This is a genomic window from Gilliamella sp. W8136 (assembly GCF_016101285.1).
In the GTDB taxonomy this organism is placed as follows: Bacteria; Pseudomonadota; Gammaproteobacteria; order Enterobacterales; family Orbaceae; genus Gilliamella; species Gilliamella apicola_N.
In genome coordinates this window covers 42,936-66,737 of record NZ_JACFQU010000007.1, presented here as the reverse complement: position 1 = coordinate 66,737, position 23,802 = coordinate 42,936, and the positions used below count along the sequence as shown (strand labels likewise).

Below are 23,802 nucleotides of genomic sequence, written 5' to 3'. Positions count from 1 at the left end.
TTAAGATGATTTGTCATAGTGGAGACTATTGACAATCATCCACCCTCGGATTTAATTATGTTCCACACAGATAAGTTAACAAGTTAAATATGAGGGTTGTATTAATTATTGATTAAATTTTTTTACTACATGACTTTTTAATAAATTTTCTCTATTTCTCAAATTTTATCGTTATTCCTGAAAACACAATTTATTTTAATTTATGGTAAAAAAGTTAGACATTAAAATTTTGTAAAAAGCCTAAAATAGCAAGCTACCATTTAATAAAGTACACTTTAGCTGGTCGTCAAATATCCTTTTTCTTTATATTGATATTTATTGTGACTTTAAATACACAATAATGTTCTTAGTGATTTGGTACTACAACAACCGAAAACAAGGCGAACTCTTAATTATTAAATAATTTATTTTATTGCAGAAATTTGAAATTGTGCAATACATATAATTGGCTCAATTGCGCCAAAATATTAATCATCACATCAGTAATAACGCTAATAGTGTACTAGATATAATTAAACTTGATTTAAATAATTTATTTTAGGCTGATTTATCTCGCTATCAAAGTACCTTGTTAATTAATAGAAATTTTTAAATTGTAGTCATTAAAGATAGATTACAAATAATGATTTAGGTTAGATTTTAATAGTTTCTCCATCATTAGGTACAAGCACTCTATCATCAATCCCGTCTTTAGTTATGTATTCATGAAGCTCTTTACGTGTCAACATTGCATGATTAACAGCATCCATATGGGTTGCAATGATTATTGCATTAGTCGCTGTTTGATAGGCATGTTTGACATCATCTTTACCCATGATAATCGATTTATCAAAGTTTTTGAGTCGTGCATAACCTGTATTTAAAATAATAATTTCCGGTTTATAATTCCCAATTACTCTAGTCGTCTCATCACACCAAATAGTATCACCTGCAATGTAAAGAGTTTTAATATCTTTCCCCTGAAAAATAACCCCCATAGTATCACCTAATCGCTTTGCTAGATCAGGTACTGCATACATAGTGTCTGTACCATGCTGACCTCCTACTTTACTTAAATGAATATTGTTAAACAGAGTGTTGTTATCTAATATTTTTATATTTATAAAACCTTGTGATCGAATTAAATCAGCATCTTGTTCATTTTGAACAAATAAAGGTATATGTTTAGGGATGAATTCTTGCGCGGCATCATCCCAATGATCGAGATGTGTATGAGTAACAATAATTGCATCAACATCTTTAATTATTTCTGAAATAGTGCATGGTAGATCAATTAGGGGGTTACGCAACTCACTACGATAAGTTTCTTCAAAACCAGGATAAGCCCCCTTTGGTGCTAACATAGGATCAATTAAAAAAATAGTCCCCGCATAGCTAATCTTCAATGTTGCATTTCTAATTTGCTGAATTAAAACTTGGTTAGTATTGCTTTTAAAATTCAGATTAGATGTTTTATTAGCCAGAGTTAAATTAGTTTTCATATAAATATGACCTCTCAATAATTATTTAGTGTGTTTATTATTGAATTAGTTTGAATAACTAACCATTGACATTTTCATCAATTATCATAATAATCGGGTCAAATTATATGTTCTAAGTTTATAAGCTTAAATATTATGAATTTACCTTACATTGCATTAGTTCTTTACCCACATATTAGTCCATTTCATTTTTCAATTCCTTATATGATCTTTAATATTGAAGTTGAAGAACATAAATTATTTGATTTAAAAATTGTCTCTATAGGAAATAACAAACATGAAACTCAAGACGTGATGACCATAAAATCTGATGGCGGGCTAGAATTACTAGAAAAAGCAGACATCATAATTATTCCCGGATGGAATGATCTCACTAAACCACCGAAACCTTGTTTAGCTAATGCTATTTATCAAGCGTACACACGTGGTGCTCAAATAGTGGGGCTATGTTATGGAACTTATGCACTGGCATATACAGGAATACTTGATGGTAAGAAAGCATCAACACATTGGATGGCTGAGATAGATTTTAAAAAACGCTTCCCTGAAATAACGTTAGACAATAATGCCCTCTATGTAGAGGATCATCATGTCATAACATCTGCTGGAACAGCTGCTAGTTTAGACTGTTGCTTATACATAGTTCGTAAAATCTATGGTAGTAAAATTGCAAATAAAATAGCTCGTGTAATGGTTGCATCTCCCCATCGTGAGGGAGGACAAGCTCAATATATTGAGTATCCAATCGTAATGGCTGCCCATAACAAACAAATAAATGCCCTTTTGGATTATTTACGAAAGAACTTAACCAAGACCTATACTATAGATGAACTTGCCAAGAAAGCCTCTATGAGTAGAAGCACTTTTACACGTCACTTTAAGAAAGAGACAGGTATGACATTAGTGGGCTGGCTTACAAATGAAAGGTTGTTACGTAGTAAAGATTTGTTAGAAACGTCCTCTTTATCAATAGAAAAAATTGCAGAGCTATCAGGATTTCATAATACAACATCTTTCAGACAATACTTTAAAAACAGATATCAAGTTAGTCCAAAGGTATGGCGTAAAACTTTCTCTTAATTCTAAAATATGCTTAGGCCTAACAAATTGGAAAATTTTATAAATTTGCTCTAATTCTTAATCTAATCAACAAATCTAAAAACTGTTGATTTCAAAATAGATTCTTAGATATATCAACAATAATTCTGATATTAATAGCTATATTTTTTGCAGGTGTTTTTGCTGGCCTTTTGTGGTTAATGATGGTTGGTTATGCAACAAAAATGGTTAGGGATGATAAAAGAGATAGAGCAACAATTATAGTTATCCTAGGCGTTCCAATAGCATTATCTATAGGTATTCCATTGGGTACATCAATAGGTCAGTTAATTGGTCGCCTAACTATTAGAGGGACAATTCATTCACATGTTCTGTTTTTTGTATACTAAATCTTTATATTCACTCGACCAAAGAAAATATAGACAATAACCGCTAGAAGACCAAAAGTAAGAGACACAAAAAACATTGTCTGATAAGCGCAGTTTACTGATATTATCTGATCTTGAGTGAAGTGGATTAATATTCCTGATAATACACCTCCAAATGCACCACCAATTTGCTGTATAACTCGTGTGATTGCACTCGTGTCCTTAATTTGATTTTTATCACAAAACTCGAATGGTGAAGAGAGAACAGCAATCGTGGCGACGCCTAATCCGGAACCTCGAACAATAAAACCGATGATTTCAGAGGGGATCCCGCCAACTTGAATTATTAATATACTTATTGCTGATATTATTAATCCTACGCCAATAATTAGAAATGAATTTATCTCACTTAGAGATTTATAAATAAATTTTCTAGCCAACCAAGCACCTACACCTTGTAGAGCAAGCAGCATACCAATATAGGTAATAGATATATTATCATTTATTGCTTGTATTAAAGGAAAAAAAATCATAAAACCAAAAAAGATAAGTGACGTCAGAAATCCCATAATTATTGCAAACGAATATTGAATACAACTAAACGCACTTAAATCAATCAATTTACTGTCTGTCTTGTTATTAGTAATAAGCGAAACCATCATTAAACCAATACCTAAAACTAGCATAATAATATTAAAAATATCAAAAAAGCCCCCAGAAGTGAGATTTTTAATAGAGATAAAAAAGAGTATTAAAGCAATTAAAAATGTCATAAATACATAAATATTCATATTGTATTTAGACGTTTTATTATCAGGTATTGTCGTCCTACCACAGAAAAAAGCCACAAGCACCAAAGGCATGTTGATAAAAAAAGCTATTCTCCAATTTAACTGTTCTGATATGACCGCTCCAAAAATTGGTCCTAACGCAGGGGCAAAGACTGACGGAATAGCAATCAATGCCATAATCGGCTTTAGTCTTTCCTTACCAAAAAAAGTCGCTATTGTGGATTGAGTAATAGGAATTAATATTCCTGCACCAAAACCTTGTAGACATCTAAATAAGATCAAAGAAGCCAGATTAAAGGAAAATCCAACTAATATAGAACCAACAAGAAAAACAAAAATTGAGCATATCCATGCTTTCTTGAGCCCAAAGTTTTCATGTATATAAGGTGATAGTAATATGCCGGCTGCGCAAGCAAGCATATATACTGTAACAGCCCATTGTATATAGGCATAAGAGGTATTAATGTCATTCGAAATTGAGGATAAAATAACATTAACAATACTGCTATCTAATAATGGCAATATACTAGATAGCGTCATAGCAAACACTAACTTCCTTTCGGCGGTTGTCAGGTCAATCGATTGTTTCATATTAAACCCTTTCCAGATTATATTTAGTTGCGCCCCGTGTATATATTCCATCGAATGTTGGTGGCGTAATTTCTTTATATTTTTTAAGTATTAATACTAATTTTTGCAGAGCGATATTTAATTGCATATTTGCAAATTGAGCGCCAATACAAGCATGAATTCCTACTCCAACATACTCTTAATATAATTCTCATCAAATTTAGAATTAAAAGGGCTAATGCCAAATAAGACATGCTTTCCTTTCATGTATCTGTTCCTTCTCAAAATCGGATTATTAATCAATTAATAAATTTGAAAATTACCAATTGATTTGTATAAAAAACTATTATTTTGCTCATTTACAACTTATCTATTTATTGCTAACTTGTTATCTTCAATTTAATTCAGAGGACTTTAGGATAGCCAGTAGAATAGCGTTTTACTAGCCAATTTAAGCCACAAAATATCCCATCGGGGCCATATATGAATACGCCACTTATTTCTCCACATCTTGCTTCTTCTGATAGCGAACCGATGATCGTATCGACAGTCAGTCACTCTTCACAAAGAGTGACACAACGTCATGGTCATTCGAGAGGACAATTACTCGGTACTTTACAGGGTTTAATTTCAATTGAAGCAGAAAGTTGTCAATGGGTAGTGCCTGCAACTCACTGTGTCTGGATACCTCCAAATGTACAACATGGTCTTCTTAGATCGCATGGGCCATTTGAGGGATGGAGCATCTATATACAAAAAAATGCATGTACTAAACTACCTGTCAAACCATACATTTCAGAATTATCTGACTTATTGCGCGAAGCAATTACACGAACCATGTCATGGCATAATTCAGAATTGGAGCCGGAACAGAAGCGTTTAATTGCCGTGATCCTTGACGAGATTAGGACAATGCCTAAAGTTGAGTTAGCACTACCAATGCCAAAAGATATGCGTTTGTTAAAAATCGCTTTAGCTTTATCTGATAATCCTGGTGATAATAAAAAAATCAATGACTGGGGCGTTTGGGCGGGCATTTCCCGACGATCATTAACACGTCGATTTACAAATGAAACGGGGTTTAATTTCACACAATGGCGTCAGAAACTGCGCATGTTAAAAGCGTTAGAATTGCTTGCTACTGGAAAACCAATCACAGAAATATCGTTATATTTAGGTTATGACAATATTAGTGGGTTTATTTCTATATTTCGACAAAATTTCGGAGTAACGCCGGGAAACTACCAAAAATCCATGATAAACCGTCTCGCATGGCGAAACTTTACTAAAACTGCTATCCAAAATGATAAATGAATAAAATAAACCTTTTCTAGGTCTCATAACCTAATTAGTGAGAAAAGAAGTTTCAACTAAATAGACCAATTTCTAAAAGAATATAATTTTTTAATAGAATTAAAAAACCTGTGCTTGTTTGTTCGCAAAGTTTTATCAATGTCAATAATCCAATACTCAATAAATTTATATAAGCAGGAAATGAATATGGCCTATATCTTACTCGCATTAGCAGCTTGTTTTTGAGGTGGTAATTATGTCGTAAGTCATATATTAGTGGCTAACTCTAATCCCATAATACTTTCAGAAAGATGTTGGGCTATAACCGCCCTATTACTGCATCTGTTATATCATAAGCAAGTTATCAATGATTTATCTAAAATTAAAAAATCTTTCAAAACCACACTATTTTTATCACTTTTTGGTTAGGTTTTATTCCCTATCACACTCTATATAGGTTTACACTATACGACCTCTTTAAATGTTGCTATTTATATGTCTGCAACGCGGGTATGGTACTGGCTATTAATAAGCTGATATTTAATGATCATATTTCAAAGAATAATATTTTTGGTGTTTTACTGAGCATTTTAGGGGTTATTTATTTAGTTTTTAAGGGCGATTTTACCAATATAGAAACACTAAATAATCTCAATAAGGGTGATTTATGGGCAATGAGTTCAGCGATTAGTTGGGATATTAGTTGAGCTTTTTATTGTTCTTTTTTGAGGATAAAAGATAAGACTATTTCAGGGAATGTGTTTGTTACAGTAAGTTTTGTATTAGGAGCATTGATATTATTACCCATATCTATCATTTATTTTATTCTATTTCCTGTCACCAATTTTAATCCTAATCTACAATCAGATTTAATTTTAGGATTGTTATATTTAGTTTTGTTTCCATCATGGCTAGCTTATTTATTTTGGAATAAAGGGATCATAGAAACTAGAGCTACACGTGGTGAAATTTATACTCACTTAATCCCTCTATCCGGAGGATTATTTAGTATAGTATTTTTAAATGTAGAAATTAATTGGTTTCATGTTGTAAGTGCTTTTTTAATCATTATTGGCGTAGTTCTCTGTTCTAAAAAATAATATCAACAAAATTATTTTTGTTATATCAAATTATCCAATATATCAACATTATTGTTAAATTAGATAAAAAATACTAGTCTTTATGATTAGGAATGATAATTAAATAATTATTTTAGCCACTATTCCGAAGTAGAAGAAAATTAATTAGAGCTAGCAAGTGGCATTGATTTAACATGAATGTAAAAATATATTCGAACATTGAGACGTAATTGAAAGAGGTTTAGAAAAGATCCAATCCCTCAACAATAACGGAATTTTGTGATAATTCTATTTAGGGTTTATAAAGATAGTAATTTGCAGTTATTAACATCGATCATATAAATCTTACAAAATTATTTTTAGCATATTTTTTTATAGATTTTGAATTTTCTTCTAGTTATTTCATTAAAGATGTGGTCCATGACTCTCATTCAAAGGTTTGTGCAACTAACAAGATAAATTTTGAGTGATGTGATACATTTAGATTGAATATAAAGGAGAACTCGCTTTGAGTTCTCTTTTGATTATTTTTTATTGCCAACTAAACAAGTCGAAAAAACTAAATAGCATAGTTAACATCCACACCACGAATATTATGTGCTCGGCTTCTTTCTATAGATTGAATTGCAGCGATGACATCGCGGCCTTCTCGCATTCCATCAATTAATTTTCTTGCTTGTTTGCAATCACCAATTTGTTGGAATTGATAGTGGTTTTTATCTGCATGTTTTCTGAATTGTTCAGTAAACTCAGATACAGGAGTTAAACCTAAACATACAAAACCATAGTCAAAATCGAGCTCTTCAATTTGACCATTTCGGGAAACAATAAAGCGGTCTTCTTTGACTTCTTGTAATGTGGTTTCTAACATTACATTGACGTGATTATCATCAATCATTCTCATCATTGATAAACGACCAATCATATCTAAGTCTTTTGCTAATGCTGACTGCATTTCAACTATTGTGGTACTTTTAGCTTTGTTTTCAGAGAAATATTCAACCACATCTAACCCAACAGCTCCGCCACCGATTACAACAATTTTTTTATTAGGAATATCAGTAAAGTATTCGAAATTATCCATCAGTTCAAAAATTGAGAAGACGTTGCGATTCTCTTTCGCTAACTGTTCATGTAATCCTTTAATAGGAGGTAATAGAGCCTTAGCACCTGTGGCTGCGACAACCAGATCAGGGAGATGACTTGCTACCATCTCTGGTGTTGCTTTTGTATTTAAATGGATTGTGACATTGTCTAATTTGTTGATACGGTTGATCAAAAATTTTGGTAGATCCGCTATACGTCGTTTATAAGGAAAACGTGAAATAATGGATGATAATCCACCAAGAAATGGTTTTTCTTCATATAGGGTTACGTTACAACCAACTTCGGCTGCTGTGGCTGCAGCCTCAAGCCCAGCAGTCCCTCCCCCTATTACGACAACATTAAGTGATTCGGTTATTTGATAGCGTTTATAATCTTCATAACTGATGATATCTGGATTTACAGTACAGCGTATTGGTTTAGATTTGGCAATTCGATGATCTGCACATCCGATATTACATGATATACAACGTCTTAATGTATCAATTTCGTTATTTTTAACTTTTTCAACCCAATAAGGTTCTGCAATTAATCCTCGACCCATTACAACAAAATCGGAAACACCGTTTGCTATCGTATCAGCAATAATTTTTGGATCACGGAAATTTCCTGAGGCAATGGTTGGTTTATTGAATTTGTCTTTTACTGCTTTCGCCATATATGATCGCCACCCATCGGGTAAGTTCATTTGATCAATTTGCATAAATAAAGTGTCATTTTGTGCCGCTGATACATCAAAAATATCAACGCCTTCGTTTAAGTATTCTAGAATTTCTAGCGTATCTTCTAAACTATTTCCTCCTTCAATAAAGTCATCAGCACTAAAACGCAACATTATTAGAAAATTTGGGCCAACATGTTTGCGAATTTCGTCAATGACCATGCGAACTATTCGCGCACGGTTTTCAACGCTCCCACCAAATTCATCAGTACGTTTGTTAAATATTGGAGATAAGAATTGACTAAGTAAGTAAGAGTGTCCTGCATGAATTTCGACCGCATCAAATCCTGCTCGTTGTACTCTTGATGCGGCTAATCCATATTGTTTCACAACATAATATATTTCATCAACTGACATAGGTCTTGGAGCATTACCACCCGTTTTTGATGGAATATTTGATGCAGAAATAGGCTGTAAGCCATTCAGTCGTCCAAAATAGGCAGAGGCACCTGCATGATTAATTTGTACAGCGACAGTGGCGCCATGTTTATGCATACGTTCCGTAAATCTAAATAATCCTGGTATATACTGGTCATTATCAATCCGTAGTTGTGTTGTCCCATTAGTTCCATATGGGTAATCAATACAGACGTTTTCAAGAATAATTAATCCAGTTCCACCTTTAGCTCGTTGTTCATAATACTGTATGTGGTCATCAACAAATTCACCACTTAAGGTTGCAAAGTTAGTTCCAATCGGTGGCATTACAATTCGATTTTTAATTGTGGTGCGTTTAATCGTGATAGGTTGAAATATTGAAGAGAAATCGCTCATGTTACTCCCTCATACCATCACACAACTCTGAAGTTGTGCTACTTTTAATTTTAAATTGATATTCGATTAACTCTATTATACACAATTTATCAATAAATATATTCTTTATTTTTGCATTTATTTATTAATTTTTTCTATAAATAATTATTGTTTCAAATTGAATATTTAATGTTATAAATTAACATATTAAATATATTTAACAGTAGAAGCACATTATTAAATTAACTTTATTTATTAATAAATTATAAATAATTAAATTTTAGAATAAAAAAATATTAATTATTAATAAATTAGATATTTTATTGATTTTTAATTAAATTATTATTTAGCTATCATTTAAATTATAAATGTTTATTATATTTTTAATTCATTTTTTAAATAAAAAAATACCACTTACTAGTGGTATTTTGGTTGAAAGGTGATCTGATTTCGATCTATAAATATGCTTATTGATCGATTTTAGCTTTTATTTGCTTTACGTGAATTAATTGCAAACTGACGGCGTCCACCTGGTCTTGGTACTAAGTCACCCAACATAATCTCATAACCCCCGTCGACAACTAATTCAGTACCATTAGAATAATCTGAACGTTTACTGGCTAAATATAAAACAGCATTAGCGATATCAATTGTTTCACCAATACGACGGCTTGCAATCATTCGCGTACGACCTTCTTCTACTTCTTTATCTTCATAGAATTTTTTCGATAATGGTGTTTTAACAAAACAAGGGCAAACAGCGTTACTACGTATACCAAATTGTCCCCATTCAGCAGCAATTTGCTTTGATAGCATTGAAATAGCTGCTTTTGTTGGGCTATATGCGCCACTATAGGTTTCGGGTGTATGCGAAGCAACCGTTGAGATATGTACCATGCGACCTGATTTCTGTTCGATCATCATACGACCAAAGCGTTGAGACATTAGGAAATAACCTGTCATGTTGACATTAATGGTTAGTTGCCATTCATCAAGTGGTAAATCTTCTAATGGACAGAATTTTAAAATTGCCGCAGTATTGACTAAAACATCACAGCGACCAAATTGTTTTTTGACTAAAGCAACGGCATCGTCAACACTTTTTTCATCAGTTGTGTTACAAGCCAAACCTATCGCTTTAATACCATACTCTTTGGCTAATTCAGTGGCATAATCTTGGCATTTGGTTTCATCAAGATCGATGAGTACTAAATTTGCTTTTTGTTTGGCAAATTCTCGGCAAATTTCTGCACCCATGCCACCAACAGCACCTGTGATAACACAGACATCACCTTCTAAACCTAACCAATTGTTATTCATACAGACTCCTAATATTATTTTTATATTAATCGCTGATTATTTACGATTAATCTTTGCAACTTAATAGTTTATATTTTTGACTTTCAATAATTTAACTTGTACTCAATTTGAGTTTTTATAAGAAAATTATAATTTTCAAGCTAAACTTTTATGTAATATATTTAAAATGTATCTCAGGTCTTTTACATCAAGTTGACCAGGTGCAGATGCATTTTTTGCTGCGCCAAATGTGAGGTCAGAACCAAAAGTTTCGCCTGCAACACGACTAATCGCACCTTTTCCTGCCATTGACATAGTAATTAGTGGTGTATGCGCATATTTGTCTTTCATTACCGCTGTTGCAGCAAGTAAGTTAATTACATCTTCACGTGAACGTGGCATTACAGCGATTTTTGGAATATCTACGCCAAGATCCTGCATTTTGCGTAATCTTGCTATAATTTCCTCTTTTGGTGGTGTTTTATCAAAATCATGGTTTGAGGCAATAACTAAAACCTTATTTTGATGAGCTAGCTCGACAATTTCTTCTACATATTTGTCGCCAGTGAAAACTTCAATATCAACAAGATCGATCAATCCACTTTTAATCATCTGTTTATTTAGATTAATATAAAATTCCACTGAGGCAGGATAAACGCCGCCTTCATTAGCGGTACGAAATGTGAATAAAATTGGTTTGTGACCAATGATTGAGTTTAATTTGTTTGCTGTTTGTTTTACTTTTTCAACATCATCAACATGTTGAAAATGATCAACTCGCCATTCGACCATATCAAAGTCGATTTGAGTTAAAAATTCAGCTTCATTTACTAATTCTTGTTCTGTTTTACCCACAATTGGAACGATAATTTTAGGCGCTCCAACACCAATATCTAAATTTTTCACGGTAATTTTTGTCATCTGGTCACCAATTAATTTATTTTTATCCTCTCGATAAAAATTGCGAAGAGGATAATTGATACTGATATAAATATTAATATTTATATTAATTATAATAGGTTAAATAAATAGTTAGTCATTAAAACCCATTTTTTCTTTAACATAATCAATAGGGGCATCTTGTCCAGTCCAAATTTTAATTTGTGCATGACCTTGCCATAACATCATTCCGATACCGTTTAGTATTTTACAGCCTTGTGCTTCGGCTATTTCTAGTAATTTAGTTTTACGCGGACTATAAATACAATCGGTTACCACAAGATCTTTTCTTAGCATACTAGGATCGGTAATTAAACTTTGCCCTTCTAAAGGCTTCATACCCACACCTGTTGCATTACATAATACTGCACTTTCAGCGATTTCTTGACGCAATTTGGCTTTATCTGCTAGATCATAGACGGTTGCTTTACAATTTGTTTTATCATTGATTCTTTTAGCTATTTCTACAATTTTCTCAAAGCATTCATCTTGTTGATTGAAAATAGAAATCTCTTTAACGCCATCTAGCGCGGCTTGTACGGCAATAGCACTTGCCGCACCACCACCACCAAGTAATGTCATTTTTTTTCCAATAATATCAACGTTGGCCTCTTTTAATGAGCGCATGTATCCCATACCATCAGTGTTATAGCCTGTTAGTACACCATCATCATTAGAGATGGTATTACATGCTCCAATAAGCTCAACTGCGGGTGTTAATTTATCTAAATATTGACATACAAGTTGTTTATTTGGCATTGATACTGCACTACCGCGTAAACCTAATGCTCGTAAACCTTTTATAGCATCAGGTAATTTTTCTTGTGTCACTTCAAAAGCTAAATAGACGTAAGGAACGTCTAGTTTAGAATAGATAATATTTTGCATTTTCGGTGATAAGCTGTGTCGAATTGGATATGCCATTAGTCCAATTAATAAAAAATGACCATCAATATTTGCTCTCATACGTCTCTCCAATTTTTAATCATTAAGTTCAGCTACTTGTTTAAGTAATTTTTTTGTATCTTCTAAATACATTTTTGCACGTTCAATTGGAGAATGACTCAATGCAAACTCATCATTACAACATTCAATTGAAATTGGCATTTCTGGTAAAGCTTTTAATAATGAAACTAAATCAATTCCACCACGTCCCGGTGATAAGCGATAATTTCTTGCTTGGTAAAGTAATCCTTCAGTATCTTTAGGTTTTTCTTTAGTTCCATCGCATAATTGCATATAACGCCAGCAATCCTTAGGTACATTTTTCAAGTCATCCAGAATATTAGCGCCTCGATCAAAATGTAATGGATCAATAATCATACCTTGGTTATTTTGGTTTGCTGCTTTAAGTAGTTCTACACCTGAATTGACCGTTGGAATATCAGTCCAAGGCATTGGTTCAATATTGATTGCGATACCTAATGGTGCGGCAATTTCACATAATTGTGCAAAATTATCAGCTAAACGATTTCTATCGGGATCATTACCTGCTAATAATACTTGACTAGCACCTAAACGAGCCCCGGTTTCTAATACAGGTAAAAAATTGATGACACGTGTATCTGGTTTAAGTCGGAAAATTTCAATATCTAACACTTTGATACCAGTCTCTTTTAAACGCCTCTCTACTTCTCTGATTAGTGGTGTATCGCCGACTGTCGCATAAACAGGCTCAGTAGGTGTGGCTGGAATAAGTCTTAAACCAACATGGGTATATCCAGCTTCAGCTGCCACAATGACTTGATTTGCTGGAGATACATCTAATACTGTCAAGGCAGCAAGCCCAATAGGACGTTCAATTGCCATACAATCCTCCTGAAATTTTAAAAAATTTATCTGAAATTAAAAAAATAAGTTGCTAATAATGTAAAACAATAAAATAATTTTATCTATAGATTTTGTTATTTTAATTTATTTTTTTAATAAATTTATTCATAATAAGCCAAATAATCATAAAAATTATTTAAGAATAATTATTAATTTAAATAGCAAAAATGAACATATTGTTATGATTTATAAATAAAAATAATGAATATGAATTTGATGCTAATAGATTTGATATAAATTAAATGACCTGTAAATAAAAAAATATGATCAAAAAAATTTAGCCGATTTTAATAATTGGAATGAAATACAAAATTAAATTATTTAACAAAGGATGCATTATGAAAAATAAATATATTCCTACCTCGATATGCTTATATATAAACTATTTTGTTCATGGTATGGGAGCAATCATTCTCGCCCAAAATATGGATTATTTGGCTAATCAATTAAATACCGACAGTGCGGGAATTGCTTATGTGATCTCTGGTTTGGGGATTGGACGATTAATTGTTTTGTTTGTTATGGGCGCATTATCAGATAAATTTGGTCGTAAACCTTTCGTATTTTTAGGCGGTTTATTTTATATAGGATTTTTGCTTGGCATTCTGATTAGTCCTAATCTAGAAGTTGCATTTTTGTTTGCTATTTTAGGTGGTATTGCTAACTCAACACTGGATGCGGGTACTTATCCTGCATTGATGGAATCATTTCCTAAGGCAACAGGTACAGCATCAATTTTAACTAAAGCAGCCATTGCTGGTGGGCAATTTGTATTACCGATTGTGATGACCATGATTATCGCTTTTAAAGCTTATTATGGTTGGTCATTCTTATTCTGTGTTGCTATATTAGCCCTTAATGCTTTAGCTGTATTAAAAATGCCATTTCCAAATCATAAACAACCAGCAGCAGAAGAAATTGCAGATGAATCAATTGAGAAAGAGACAAAACCATTACCAAAATTAAAACAAAAAGCAAACTTTTGGATCGAAGGTATTTGCTTTATTATTATTGGTTATACATCAACCGCAACATTTTATTTAGTGTCAATTTGGTTACCTAAATTTTCTGAATCAGTTGCAATGATGAGTCCTTCTGCATCGGCTCAAACTATAAGTTATTATGCAATGGGTACATTAACAAGTGTGATTCTAACTTCAATATTAGTTAAAAGCTTGATTCGCCCTGTATATATTGTGTTTGTTTATCCTTGTTTATCAGCAATTATGCTGTTTGTTTTATTCTTATTCCCTTCACCAATGTTATGTATGGCGGGTGGTTTTATCTTAGGATTTACAGCCGCAGGTGGCGTTCTTCAATTAGCTTTAACAACAATGTCAGAATTTTATCCGGAAGGTAAAGGTAAAGTTCTTGGTATTTTCTTCACCTCGTCTAGTTTAGCAACGTTCTCTATACCGGTTATTACTGGGATTATTTCAAAATCCAGTATCGCTAATATCATTTTATTAGATGCATTTATTGCTGTATTAGGAACAGTTTTAGCATCGGTAATTATTGCTAGATATCATAAGCTTTTTGAACTACCGAATCATAAACTAAATTAAGTAATTATTATCAAAAATAATTCACAAATAATAAGCCACAAGAGTGATAAATTTCTTTTGTGGCTAATCATTTTGAACTGTCCAAACATAATTTATTAAATAACATTATATAAATATACAATTTAATAGAGGATTCATATCGATAACATAACAAAACCAAATGTTAAAATAATAATGCAATGTATTGATGTACAATTGAGAAGAAAGTATCTTTTATGTTTTTAACTGTGATGTAATTGTTGCTCTAAGAAATTATACCAAGAGCCATAAGCTTTTTTTTAAATCGAGTGTTAATTCAAGAAAAGTATGAATATTCCATAAATTATCTAATAAGATTGACATAAAAAATAGGAACCTATTTTGGCATGTGAGCTATCAATAGCCCTGAAATCGGGATGGATACGATTAGAAAGTATCCTTAGTATTATTGTCGATACTAGATAGCTACCTAAAAAAGCATTATTTATAATAATTAAAAAGTGAGTAACGATTATATTAATTATTTCGCAATGAATTGATTATGAATGTTAAAGCATCTTATTACAATAAGACGCTTTTTTTAATTCCCATGTGGATAGTTATCAAATTTTCTTCATATCAATGACTTTCTTGAAACGTGAATAAACAATTGTGCCTAATATTACACTTGATAGTGCAACGACAAGATCGACTAGAATTGCATAGCTAACATTTGTCATGGCTAATTTCGGTACTATTAATGGGATGACAATAAATGATAAGCCACTTAAAGTATACATTGTTCCGACTGCAAAGCCTTTACGATCCGGAAATAGCTGTTGCATAACAACTAAGGTAAGTTGTAATACACCACCTGCGGCAGTTAATCCCATACCAATTGCCGCAATTAAACTCATAGTTGGATTCAGATTAAAAAGAAAAATTAATAAAGTTAACACTGAAAGTAAAGGCAATATAATTATACAAAAAATAGGTTTTATGAATTTTTTAACAATATAGGCTGTTGTAAAAACGGAAATTATTGAAGCCGTGCTGTAATAACTGATTAACTGTTTGGCTGCCATTTGATCCATCCCTATCCCCTTTTCTGCAATTGCCGGTAACCATTGTAAAATGATCACGAAAGTTGCTGTAGTGGTAAAGCCCATAATGATTAATAAAATACCTTCAAAGAAAATATTAGGTTTACCAATAAAATAGTCATTATGACCTTCATTACCACAAATAACCGTATTTTTAGAAGGAAATTTTCTTGGCGCGAGTAGTAACGAATTAAGAATGATACAAGCAATAAAGAATAGGAAAGCATAACCATACCACAAATGATAAGTATGAAATATAGTAACAATAAAGGGTAAAACTAGGGTTCCCATTGAGATGAATGCTTTAATTAAAACGCTCGCGGTACCTGCTGATCTAGGAAAGCATTCGGTCAATGCTGGCATTGAACCCGTATCTAAAAAAGAGTTTCCTGCACCAATAAACATTGCTAAATAAAAGGCAACAGTTGCATTGTGACAAAAAAGAATCCCACTAAAAAAGATAATATAACAAAACATTCCCATTAAAATAAATGGTTTGCGACCAAACCTATCGGATAATATGCCACCGGCAAACATTAACAATATTTTGCCAAATCCTATTCCAGAAGCCACAAACCCGACACCAACTAGGTCAGTGTTAAGTTGAGCCGATATTTCTTCAGAAAATTGCATAATTACTATTAAAGCGATACTTTCAATAATGTAATTAGCATAGATAGATCCTGCTATCGAATAAGGGCTGTTAATATTATTGTTCATCAGTTAATATTCCATTATAAATTTAAAACATTACAAAACTAACTGATTTAATATTAGCGGTAAAAGTGCCGGAATAAAAGAAAAATAACCTAACTAATAGTATTATTAATTAATTGTAGTTAATAAAGAATAAGTTATTTATATAATTATGTTAGATTAGAATAAATGGAGGATCATCATTTTGAATGATGATAAAAACTTCATAATGTAAAAAAGTACAAATTCATTAATCAATATTGAGTACTTCTAGAAACTGTCCTAATATTTGCATCTCCTGACAATCTACATTTATAACATGACTTGCAGAATCCATATAGAGATGATGACGTTCTTCAAGTATTTTTTCCATCTCATCAACAATTGATAATCCTGTTAATGAAGGACGTTGTGCCATATTAGGATCTTTCATTAATCGTTCTGCAAGAATCTTTGCAGGAGCAGATAAGAAGAATACAATACCCATTTTTTGCATATGTAGACGATTTTGGTCAGCTAAAATCATTCCACCACCTGTTGCAATAACTCGACACGGCTGTGTGACGTCTTTTAAAACTTGGCTTTCTTGCTTTCTAAAACCTTCCCAACCCTCTTTTTCAACTATTTCAGCAACGGTCCTTTGGGTACTTTCATATAGGTAAACATCTGTATCAACAAATGAGTAATTTAACTTTTCAGCAAGTAAGCGCCCCATTGTTGTTTTTCCTGACGCTCGAGCTCCAACGAGAAAGATTGTTTTATTCATTTTTATAATCTCACTTCAATAACATAATACACTTATATGTTATTCTTAATATACATAAATGCAACAAATATTTACACAAAGTTAAATTATTTTATAAATTTCCAATATATCAAAGCATTAAATAAAAGGTATATGTAAATATTTTTTTACAGATAAAATTATTTTATGAAGAATTGTTTGCGATACATTTGAAATAAGAAATAATCTTAGCTTTCAATATCCAAAAAAAATTAATTAAATTAAGGGGTAATTTAGTTATGAGAATTGATTTATAGAATAGGATTTTTTAGCAATAAGAGAGAAAACAATATGTAATCTATTATTATTAAATAGAATATCACTATTAATGTTATTCTAAAAAATAATGTGTTATAGATTACACATCTAAAATTTTAAAAACCATTTTTCTGATAAACATCATCAGGATTTGGACCTGTTCTAAAGTCTTCATTTAAACTATCAATTTGCTGCATTTCGGTGTCAGTTAATTCAAAATCAAAAATTTGCATATTTTCAGCTATACGCAGAGGGTTAACCGATTTAGGAATGACAATAAGATCTTTTTGAACATGCCAACGTAACGTTACTTGTGAAGATGATTTTTGATATTTTTGACCGATATTTATCAATAATGGTTCATCAACAACACGACCACGAGCCAAAGGACTCCAAGCTTCAATCGCAATTTGTTCTTTGTTTAAATATTCTATTAATTCTTTTTGTACTAAATAGGGGTGAATCTCAATTTGATTAATCATAGGTTTAATATTTGCACGAGTTTTCAACAATTCAAAATGAGATTGATGAAAGTTACAAACGCCAATTGCGCGAACCATTTTAGTTTCATATAGTTGTTCAATGGCTTTCCAAGTATCAAAGAAATGATTTTTCAATGGCCAATGGACTAGAAAAAGATCTAGATAATCCGTTTGTAAATCTTTTAAGGATTGTTCGAAAGATTTTAACGTCTGCTCATAACCTTGATTAAGATTACTTACTTTAGTCGTTAGAAATAGTTCTTGCCTTGCAACACCTGAATTAACAAAAGCTTCACCCAGTATTTTTTCGTTATTATAAAGCTGGGCAGTATCAAATGCACGATAACCATTATTTAAGGCTGTCATGACAGCGTTATTAGCTTCCTGTTGATCAACAATTTTAAAAGTACCGAAACCTAACTGTTCGATGGATACACTATTGCTTAAGCTAATTTTTTTAATTAAAGATGTCATTTTTTTCTCATCAAATTATTCTAGCTATAAAAATTAATCAAATTTTAAAACAAAATATGTTGTTTTAAGTTTTTCATTTAACAAATATATTTAAATTATCTATGTAAATATCAGCATTTATTAAATAATTAAATGAATAGTAGCACAAAATTAATTATTAAAAAAACTATCTCCACAGTATTGGGTTAAAAATCGATAAAATTTTTGAGCGACAGGCATTAAGGGTCTATTTTTAACCGTCGCCACATAGATGTCTCGTTTTTGGCGATTTTTATTCATCGGTATTAATGAAACATTAGCATCTTCAGGAACAGATACATTAATCATCATACCAATACCATAATTGATAGATACTAAACCAATCATTGCATTTTCACTTTCAACCCGACTAACAACATTAGTTAATTTGACACTTGATTCACTAATGATATTATCCAAATAACCTTTCATTCCACTACGTTCGGTATATAAAATTACCGGTTCATTAGCTATATCTTTTAAGTCCAGTTTTTTTCGCTTAGATAATGGGTGCTCATTAGAAATAATAAATACAATTTCTTGCTTAGCTAAACGAGTGAATTCTATTTCTGGGTCATCATGCAAATAAGAACATAACCCGATATCATAACGTTTGCTTTTAAGTTCTTGAACAATATTTGCGCTCAAATCTTCATAAAAGGAAAATGAAATATTTTTATATTCAGGTAAGCTAGTAAACGCTTTTATAATTTTTGGTATATATCCCATACTTAATGAATAAACAAAAGCTAATCGAATATGCCCATGCGATATGCTAGTTAATTCTTTAATAAATTGTTCACCTTCATTTAGTGATTGTAATGCTTGATTAACGTAGATGAGATACTGTTCGCCTTCTTTAGTTAGTTCTACATTACGTCCTTTCTTTTGAAATAACTTGATACCAACCTCTTTCTCTAATTCTGCAATCGCATGACTAAGACTTGGTTGACTAATGGAAAAATATTCTGAAGTATAAGTATAGTGTTGATTTTTAGCGAGTATCTGAAAGTATTTAAGTTGTTTGATATTCATGAGTGAATTACTCTCTAATCAATGATTTATTTGTATTATAAAATATTTATTACTAAAATGGAAAAAATAGGATTTCTAAAATTAAACTACTTACTCTATGATTATTAAGAGTTTTACCTACAATTTAAATTATAAATAGTAAAACATTGTCACATAAGAGAAAGAGGCCTAGAAAAAATCCACCTCCTCAATAATAACAGAGTTTTTTGATAACCTGCTTTATTCTAAGAAAGTATTTAACTTTATAAAAATGAATCAAATCAACTGATACCCAACTATCACGTGGCTTTTTATTTAAATGTAAAAAAGTTAGTTAAGTTAGATAAAAAATCTCTTAAAATTAGAATCATCAACGAACTTTGTTTCGATTAATCTTCTTAAAAGTAAAAACAATTCTTTATAATCTAAATAAACTGTCTTCATATATAAAACATTTCAGTTCTAATAATAAAATGGATTTAGAATTAACATTGAAACGGTATAGACTCCTGAATAATTTTTACAAAAGTATTAAGTAAGTATTAAAAATATTTCTAATCCGATTTACATTGAGTTTAAAAAAAATAATCAAATAAACCAGATAAAAAATTTTTATGTTTAAATTAAATTTAAATAATTAACCTATATGAAAAACTAGAATAAATAACTGATTATTAATTAAATTAAAAATAAGCTATGACCTACTGTATAATGGTATTCTATGTTTAAGTTTAACTAAAAGATTTAACTTTTAACCTTTGTTAAACCGTTATTTAAAGGCAAGTAGATTAATTATCTAAAAATTTTTCTCGAAAGCTGTCAATGTTTATTGAATTTATACCTTTCATTTTATGACGTTTATTTAATTACCCTGTAATCGGGCTTTAATATATTTCCTAAGCATAAGTTGCCTTAATATAGTTAGAATTATATCTTGAAAGACTATCCTTTTTTATGTCCTCATCATGACTAAAACATTATTCTATAGTCTGTTGGTACTTTATTTATTACAAAGCTATAAAATTGAACAAAAATCTGAAAAACTTATATAAAAAAATTACTAAATAAGTTTTTTTACATTGGTTTTATTGAAATAATTTTATTGAATTCAATTGATGAACTGGCTATAGGTGTTTTATTATGATGGTTATTTATATAAATAGAGTTGAATAACTTTTTAACATAATACTTATTTACAAAAGCCATTAATAACATTGCGTCTACATTTTATTTAGAAATGAAATTAGAGACAATCAAAACAAAAATTATCATCATATTATTGTCTTTTATAATTATCTTCTTTTTTCGATAAAAGGATTGTATAAGTTAATACTTTTTAAATGCTGTTCACATTTACACTATTAATAATCTGTTAAATTTCAGAATAACTAAGTACAATAATTAAATTAATTTGCTATAAAATGAAGTAATCCACTATTTCAACTATTTAGGTAAAACGACGAATAGGAAAAGAAGTAGATTCAAGATCTGAAATAAGAATATAAAATGAAAAATAATTGCCAATTCAATACTGCTAAATTTTATCAATATGATTGCATTCCTCATGAAACTACTAATTGTTATCGTATTATTACTGATAACGGAGTATATTTTTTTTATGAATACCAATTTATCGATGTTAACATCTTAGATAATTTGGAAGAAGGTGATGTTATCCATATTGGCTGTCATGCACTTAATGATGGCACTTTTTGGCTTCACTGGCTAGTTTCATGGAAAGGAGACTTGGCTATTCGAGATAAGTTACATTATAGTATTCCACACCGTTATATATTACTTATGCCATTTCTTATCTTGATAGGATTTTGGTTTGATCTTCAATTAATAACAATATTTTTATTCTTTGGGCTAATTTTTATTTTGATGTGGTGTATTTGTAGAACTTTATTTCGTTTAATAAATTTGTTTTTACCTAAACAAATTTTTCTACGGAAGCGTTATCATAGACTAAAACAAAGTGATCTAAGTTTTATGAAAAGTCCGCTTTCAAAAAATCGCAAAACCTTAAGTTGTTCATTAACAGACTTACCTGTATATGAAGGAATTGCTACTAATATAAACTCATCATTAATTTCTCGAGGAACAAGGTTATCATTTGATTTCAATGGTGTTAGATTATCATTCAATGAATATGATTTAACTAATTATTTTATACCTATTATTTATTATTTTTGCCATCCGACTTTTATTGCACCAGGTGATAAACTCAGCTTAGTATTTGAAAATAACAAAATTCAAGGAATTTTCAATCATACCGACGGTTCAAGCTATTTAATTACTCATTGTGTTTGGATAAGTAAACAAAAAGCAAAAACTTTATTACGTTATTGGTATTTTTATACCATCTCTGCACCAATTGCATTTATATTATTAGTAATATTACCATCTGAAAAACTTGATGTAATAATAAATATTTTTTTATGGATATTTCCGTTAGCACAGATTATTCCATTACTCTTTCTACTATTCTATACGCTATTTTCATATCTTAATGATCGCTCCTATACTAAACGTGTTTTAAAGTGGTTATATGAAACTACTGGGCATTGGCCAAAAGAAATCTGAATTATAACATGCTGTTATGGAGTAAATATTTTCAATAGTGTATTAATAGCTAAGTGGAAATAGGAATCATCTTGCAATCCTTTTGCTATAATATAAGCACCTTGCGAAGTAGACATAATAAGTGTTACGGCCTCTAACGGAGCGAGAATATTAGAGATAACATAACTAAGGTAAAATTGAATGCATTATGATAACTTAAAATTATATCATCAAGCATTATTGAATACATATTTGTAGCAACATTAGTCAGTGGTGCAGTGAGATTCCCGCTAGCCACAGCATTTATCCAATCTTCAATTAAATCAATTGACGAACTGTATTTTGTTAATAAATTTGGTAATATACCATTAAGATTAGTTGTTAATAATGAACCATATAAAGCAACGGCTATAGCTTCACTACCCAAAAGCAATGTATTTAATAAGCCAGCAGCCATGCCCGTCTCATCAGGATCAACACAACTTAGTGCTAATCCATCAACAAGTCCAGCTGTGAGCCCCATTCCTGCCCCTATCATAAATAATGCAATACTGATGAGGGGTAACAGCCCATCGATACCTCCAACTAAAAATAAAAGAATTCTACCCAAAATCATTAAAGATAGGCTAATCAATACAATAAATATTGCTGATACCCCAAATGAAACAAATTTTCCTGTGAGGGAAAGACAAAATAATAGAGTAAAAGTTAATTAAATCATAACAATACCTGCATAAGATGGGCTGAACTGTATTACACCTGTTAAATAGCTCGAATAATAGGTAAATAATGTAACAAAACTAAAACTAGCAAAAACAGAAACAAGAATCGAACCTAAATATCTTTTATTTTTTAATAGAGTTAGATTCAATACGAGATTAGTATTATATTTCTCATAAATCACAAATATAATCCCTAAAAGACAGCTTATACCTAAAAGTATTAATGTTTTTATATTGAACCACCCTCATCGTGTACTTTCACTAATTGAAAACATTAACAGCTACAAACCTATGGTAAAAATTATTGACCCAATTTTATCAAATTGATATTGGTGTTTAATGGAAGTGTCATTTTTAATAGCTGGAGTCATAAATATTACTTTAGCTAAAACAATGATATGTAATACGAAAATAGCTATTCGATTGAATAACTCTAACAAAAAACCTGATATTGTTGGTCCAAATGTAATGCCTACGCGCCCACCGTTGTTCCAAAAAATGCAAATGTTTTAGTTCTTTTCCTCCATATTAAATGTTTTGATTAGTATAGCATTTCCAAATGAAAATATAGCTGTACCTCCAACACCTGCAAAACTTCTCGCTATATCAATTATTAAAGGACTAATAGACACAGCATATAATAAAGAATCCATCGTATTGATAGTTGCACCAATTATAAACGCTTTTTTATGACCAAACATGTCTGCAAAAGATCACCACAACAGATTAAACTATTATCAATCCATTGTAGTGAAGTTGAGTTAGCAGAACGATTAGCACCTATAAATGGTAGCGCAATTGCTGTTCCCGAGAAGATGTTAGAACTACAAATACAGCAAGTAATATTGATATTAAAATTATGCCTGTATTGGGATT

At 31.0% G+C, this 23,802-nt stretch carries 19 protein-coding genes and 1 pseudogene; 6 read left to right on the top strand and 14 right to left on the bottom strand.

Going from position 1 to position 23,802, the window contains the following annotated elements; all coding sequences use genetic code 11:
* Positions 1–632: 632 nt before the first annotated feature.
* On the bottom strand, positions 633–1,481 hold the full coding sequence (locus H3T96_RS05755; RefSeq protein WP_144091419.1) for an MBL fold metallo-hydrolase: 849 nt from the start codon (positions 1,479–1,481) through the stop codon (positions 633–635).
* 135 nt (positions 1,482–1,616) lie between these two features.
* On the opposite strand from H3T96_RS05755, the gene H3T96_RS05750 reads away from it, so the two are divergent.
* Together H3T96_RS05750 and H3T96_RS05745 are read left to right on the top strand one after the other, a co-directional pair.
* Positions 1,617–2,561, top strand: coding sequence for a GlxA family transcriptional regulator (locus H3T96_RS05750; protein ID WP_144091418.1), 945 nt, complete (start codon positions 1,617–1,619; stop codon positions 2,559–2,561).
* A gap of 170 nt (positions 2,562–2,731) precedes the next feature.
* Complete coding sequence (locus H3T96_RS05745) at positions 2,732–2,929, top strand: MFS transporter (protein WP_186279207.1); 198 nt, start codon at positions 2,732–2,734, stop codon at positions 2,927–2,929.
* Here H3T96_RS05745 and H3T96_RS05740 read toward each other — a convergent pair.
* On the bottom strand, positions 2,926–4,290 hold the full coding sequence (locus H3T96_RS05740; protein ID WP_186279206.1) for an MFS transporter: 1,365 nt from the start codon (positions 4,288–4,290) through the stop codon (positions 2,926–2,928). The genes H3T96_RS05745 and H3T96_RS05740 overlap by 4 nt on opposite strands.
* 162 nt (positions 4,291–4,452) lie before the next feature.
* Positions 4,453–4,536, bottom strand: coding sequence for a tRNA-dependent cyclodipeptide synthase (locus tag H3T96_RS15010; protein ID WP_370528590.1), 84 nt, complete (start codon positions 4,534–4,536; stop codon positions 4,453–4,455).
* Between the two features lie 216 nt (positions 4,537–4,752).
* Here H3T96_RS15010 and H3T96_RS05730 point away from each other — a divergent pair, with 216 nt between their 5' ends.
* Complete coding sequence (locus tag H3T96_RS05730) at positions 4,753–5,583, top strand: helix-turn-helix domain-containing protein (RefSeq protein ID WP_144091415.1); 831 nt, start codon at positions 4,753–4,755, stop codon at positions 5,581–5,583.
* 186 nt (positions 5,584–5,769) lie between these two features.
* Positions 5,770–6,662 (top strand): annotated as a pseudogene (locus H3T96_RS15005) (DMT family transporter).
* A gap of 538 nt (positions 6,663–7,200) precedes the next feature.
* Here the strand turns inward: H3T96_RS15005 and H3T96_RS05720 are convergent.
* The 5 genes from H3T96_RS05720 to H3T96_RS05700 form a co-directional block, all read right to left on the bottom strand.
* Positions 7,201–9,240, bottom strand: a complete 2,040-nt coding sequence (locus H3T96_RS05720) for an FAD-dependent oxidoreductase (protein ID WP_144091414.1) — start codon at positions 9,238–9,240, stop codon at positions 7,201–7,203.
* Between the two features lie 459 nt (positions 9,241–9,699).
* On the bottom strand, positions 9,700–10,539 hold the full coding sequence (locus tag H3T96_RS05715) for an SDR family NAD(P)-dependent oxidoreductase (RefSeq protein WP_144091413.1): 840 nt from the start codon (positions 10,537–10,539) through the stop codon (positions 9,700–9,702).
* A gap of 135 nt (positions 10,540–10,674) precedes the next feature.
* On the bottom strand, positions 10,675–11,439 hold the full coding sequence (aroD, locus tag H3T96_RS05710; RefSeq protein ID WP_144091412.1) for a type I 3-dehydroquinate dehydratase: 765 nt from the start codon (positions 11,437–11,439) through the stop codon (positions 10,675–10,677).
* A 111-nt stretch (positions 11,440–11,550) separates the two neighbouring features.
* Positions 11,551–12,423: a shikimate dehydrogenase gene (locus H3T96_RS05705; RefSeq protein ID WP_086327626.1), complete on the bottom strand. Its 873-nt coding sequence runs from the start codon at positions 12,421–12,423 to the stop codon at positions 11,551–11,553.
* Positions 12,424–12,438: 15 nt separating this feature from the next.
* Positions 12,439–13,266, bottom strand: coding sequence for a sugar phosphate isomerase/epimerase (locus tag H3T96_RS05700; protein ID WP_086327627.1), 828 nt, complete (start codon positions 13,264–13,266; stop codon positions 12,439–12,441).
* A gap of 359 nt (positions 13,267–13,625) precedes the next feature.
* Between H3T96_RS05700 and H3T96_RS05695 the strand changes: the two genes are divergently transcribed.
* Complete coding sequence (locus H3T96_RS05695) at positions 13,626–14,852, top strand: MFS transporter (RefSeq protein WP_144091411.1); 1,227 nt, start codon at positions 13,626–13,628, stop codon at positions 14,850–14,852.
* 581 nt (positions 14,853–15,433) lie between these two features.
* On the opposite strand, the gene H3T96_RS05690 is transcribed toward H3T96_RS05695, so the two are convergent.
* The 4 genes from H3T96_RS05690 to H3T96_RS05675 all read right to left on the bottom strand — a co-directional run bounded on the left by H3T96_RS05690 (position 15,434) and on the right by H3T96_RS05675 (position 19,660).
* The gene (locus H3T96_RS05690; protein ID WP_144091410.1) at positions 15,434–16,633 is read right to left on the bottom strand and encodes an MFS transporter; all 1,200 of its coding nucleotides are present in this window, start codon (positions 16,631–16,633) and stop codon (positions 15,434–15,436) included.
* Between the two features lie 226 nt (positions 16,634–16,859).
* Entirely contained in the window at positions 16,860–17,375 is a 516-nt protein-coding gene (gene aroL, locus H3T96_RS05685; RefSeq protein ID WP_086327678.1) for a shikimate kinase AroL, read from the bottom strand.
* A 392-nt stretch (positions 17,376–17,767) separates the two neighbouring features.
* Positions 17,768–18,607, bottom strand: coding sequence for an aldo/keto reductase (locus H3T96_RS05680; protein ID WP_144091409.1), 840 nt, complete (start codon positions 18,605–18,607; stop codon positions 17,768–17,770).
* 150 nt (positions 18,608–18,757) lie between these two features.
* Positions 18,758–19,660, bottom strand: a complete 903-nt coding sequence (locus tag H3T96_RS05675) for a LysR family transcriptional regulator (RefSeq protein WP_144091408.1) — start codon at positions 19,658–19,660, stop codon at positions 18,758–18,760.
* 1,485 nt (positions 19,661–21,145) lie between these two features.
* Between H3T96_RS05675 and H3T96_RS05670 the strand changes: the two genes are divergently transcribed.
* A complete protein-coding gene (locus tag H3T96_RS05670) occupies positions 21,146–22,225 on the top strand; it encodes a hypothetical protein (protein ID WP_144091407.1) in 1,080 nt (359 codons plus the stop codon).
* A 133-nt stretch (positions 22,226–22,358) separates the two neighbouring features.
* On the opposite strand, the gene H3T96_RS05665 is transcribed toward H3T96_RS05670, so the two are convergent.
* A complete protein-coding gene (locus tag H3T96_RS05665; protein ID WP_144091406.1) occupies positions 22,359–22,820 on the bottom strand; it encodes an MFS transporter in 462 nt (153 codons plus the stop codon).
* A gap of 615 nt (positions 22,821–23,435) precedes the next feature.
* On the bottom strand, positions 23,436–23,627 hold the full coding sequence (locus H3T96_RS05660) for an MFS transporter (protein ID WP_144091405.1): 192 nt from the start codon (positions 23,625–23,627) through the stop codon (positions 23,436–23,438).
* Positions 23,628–23,802: the final 175 nt, after the last annotated feature.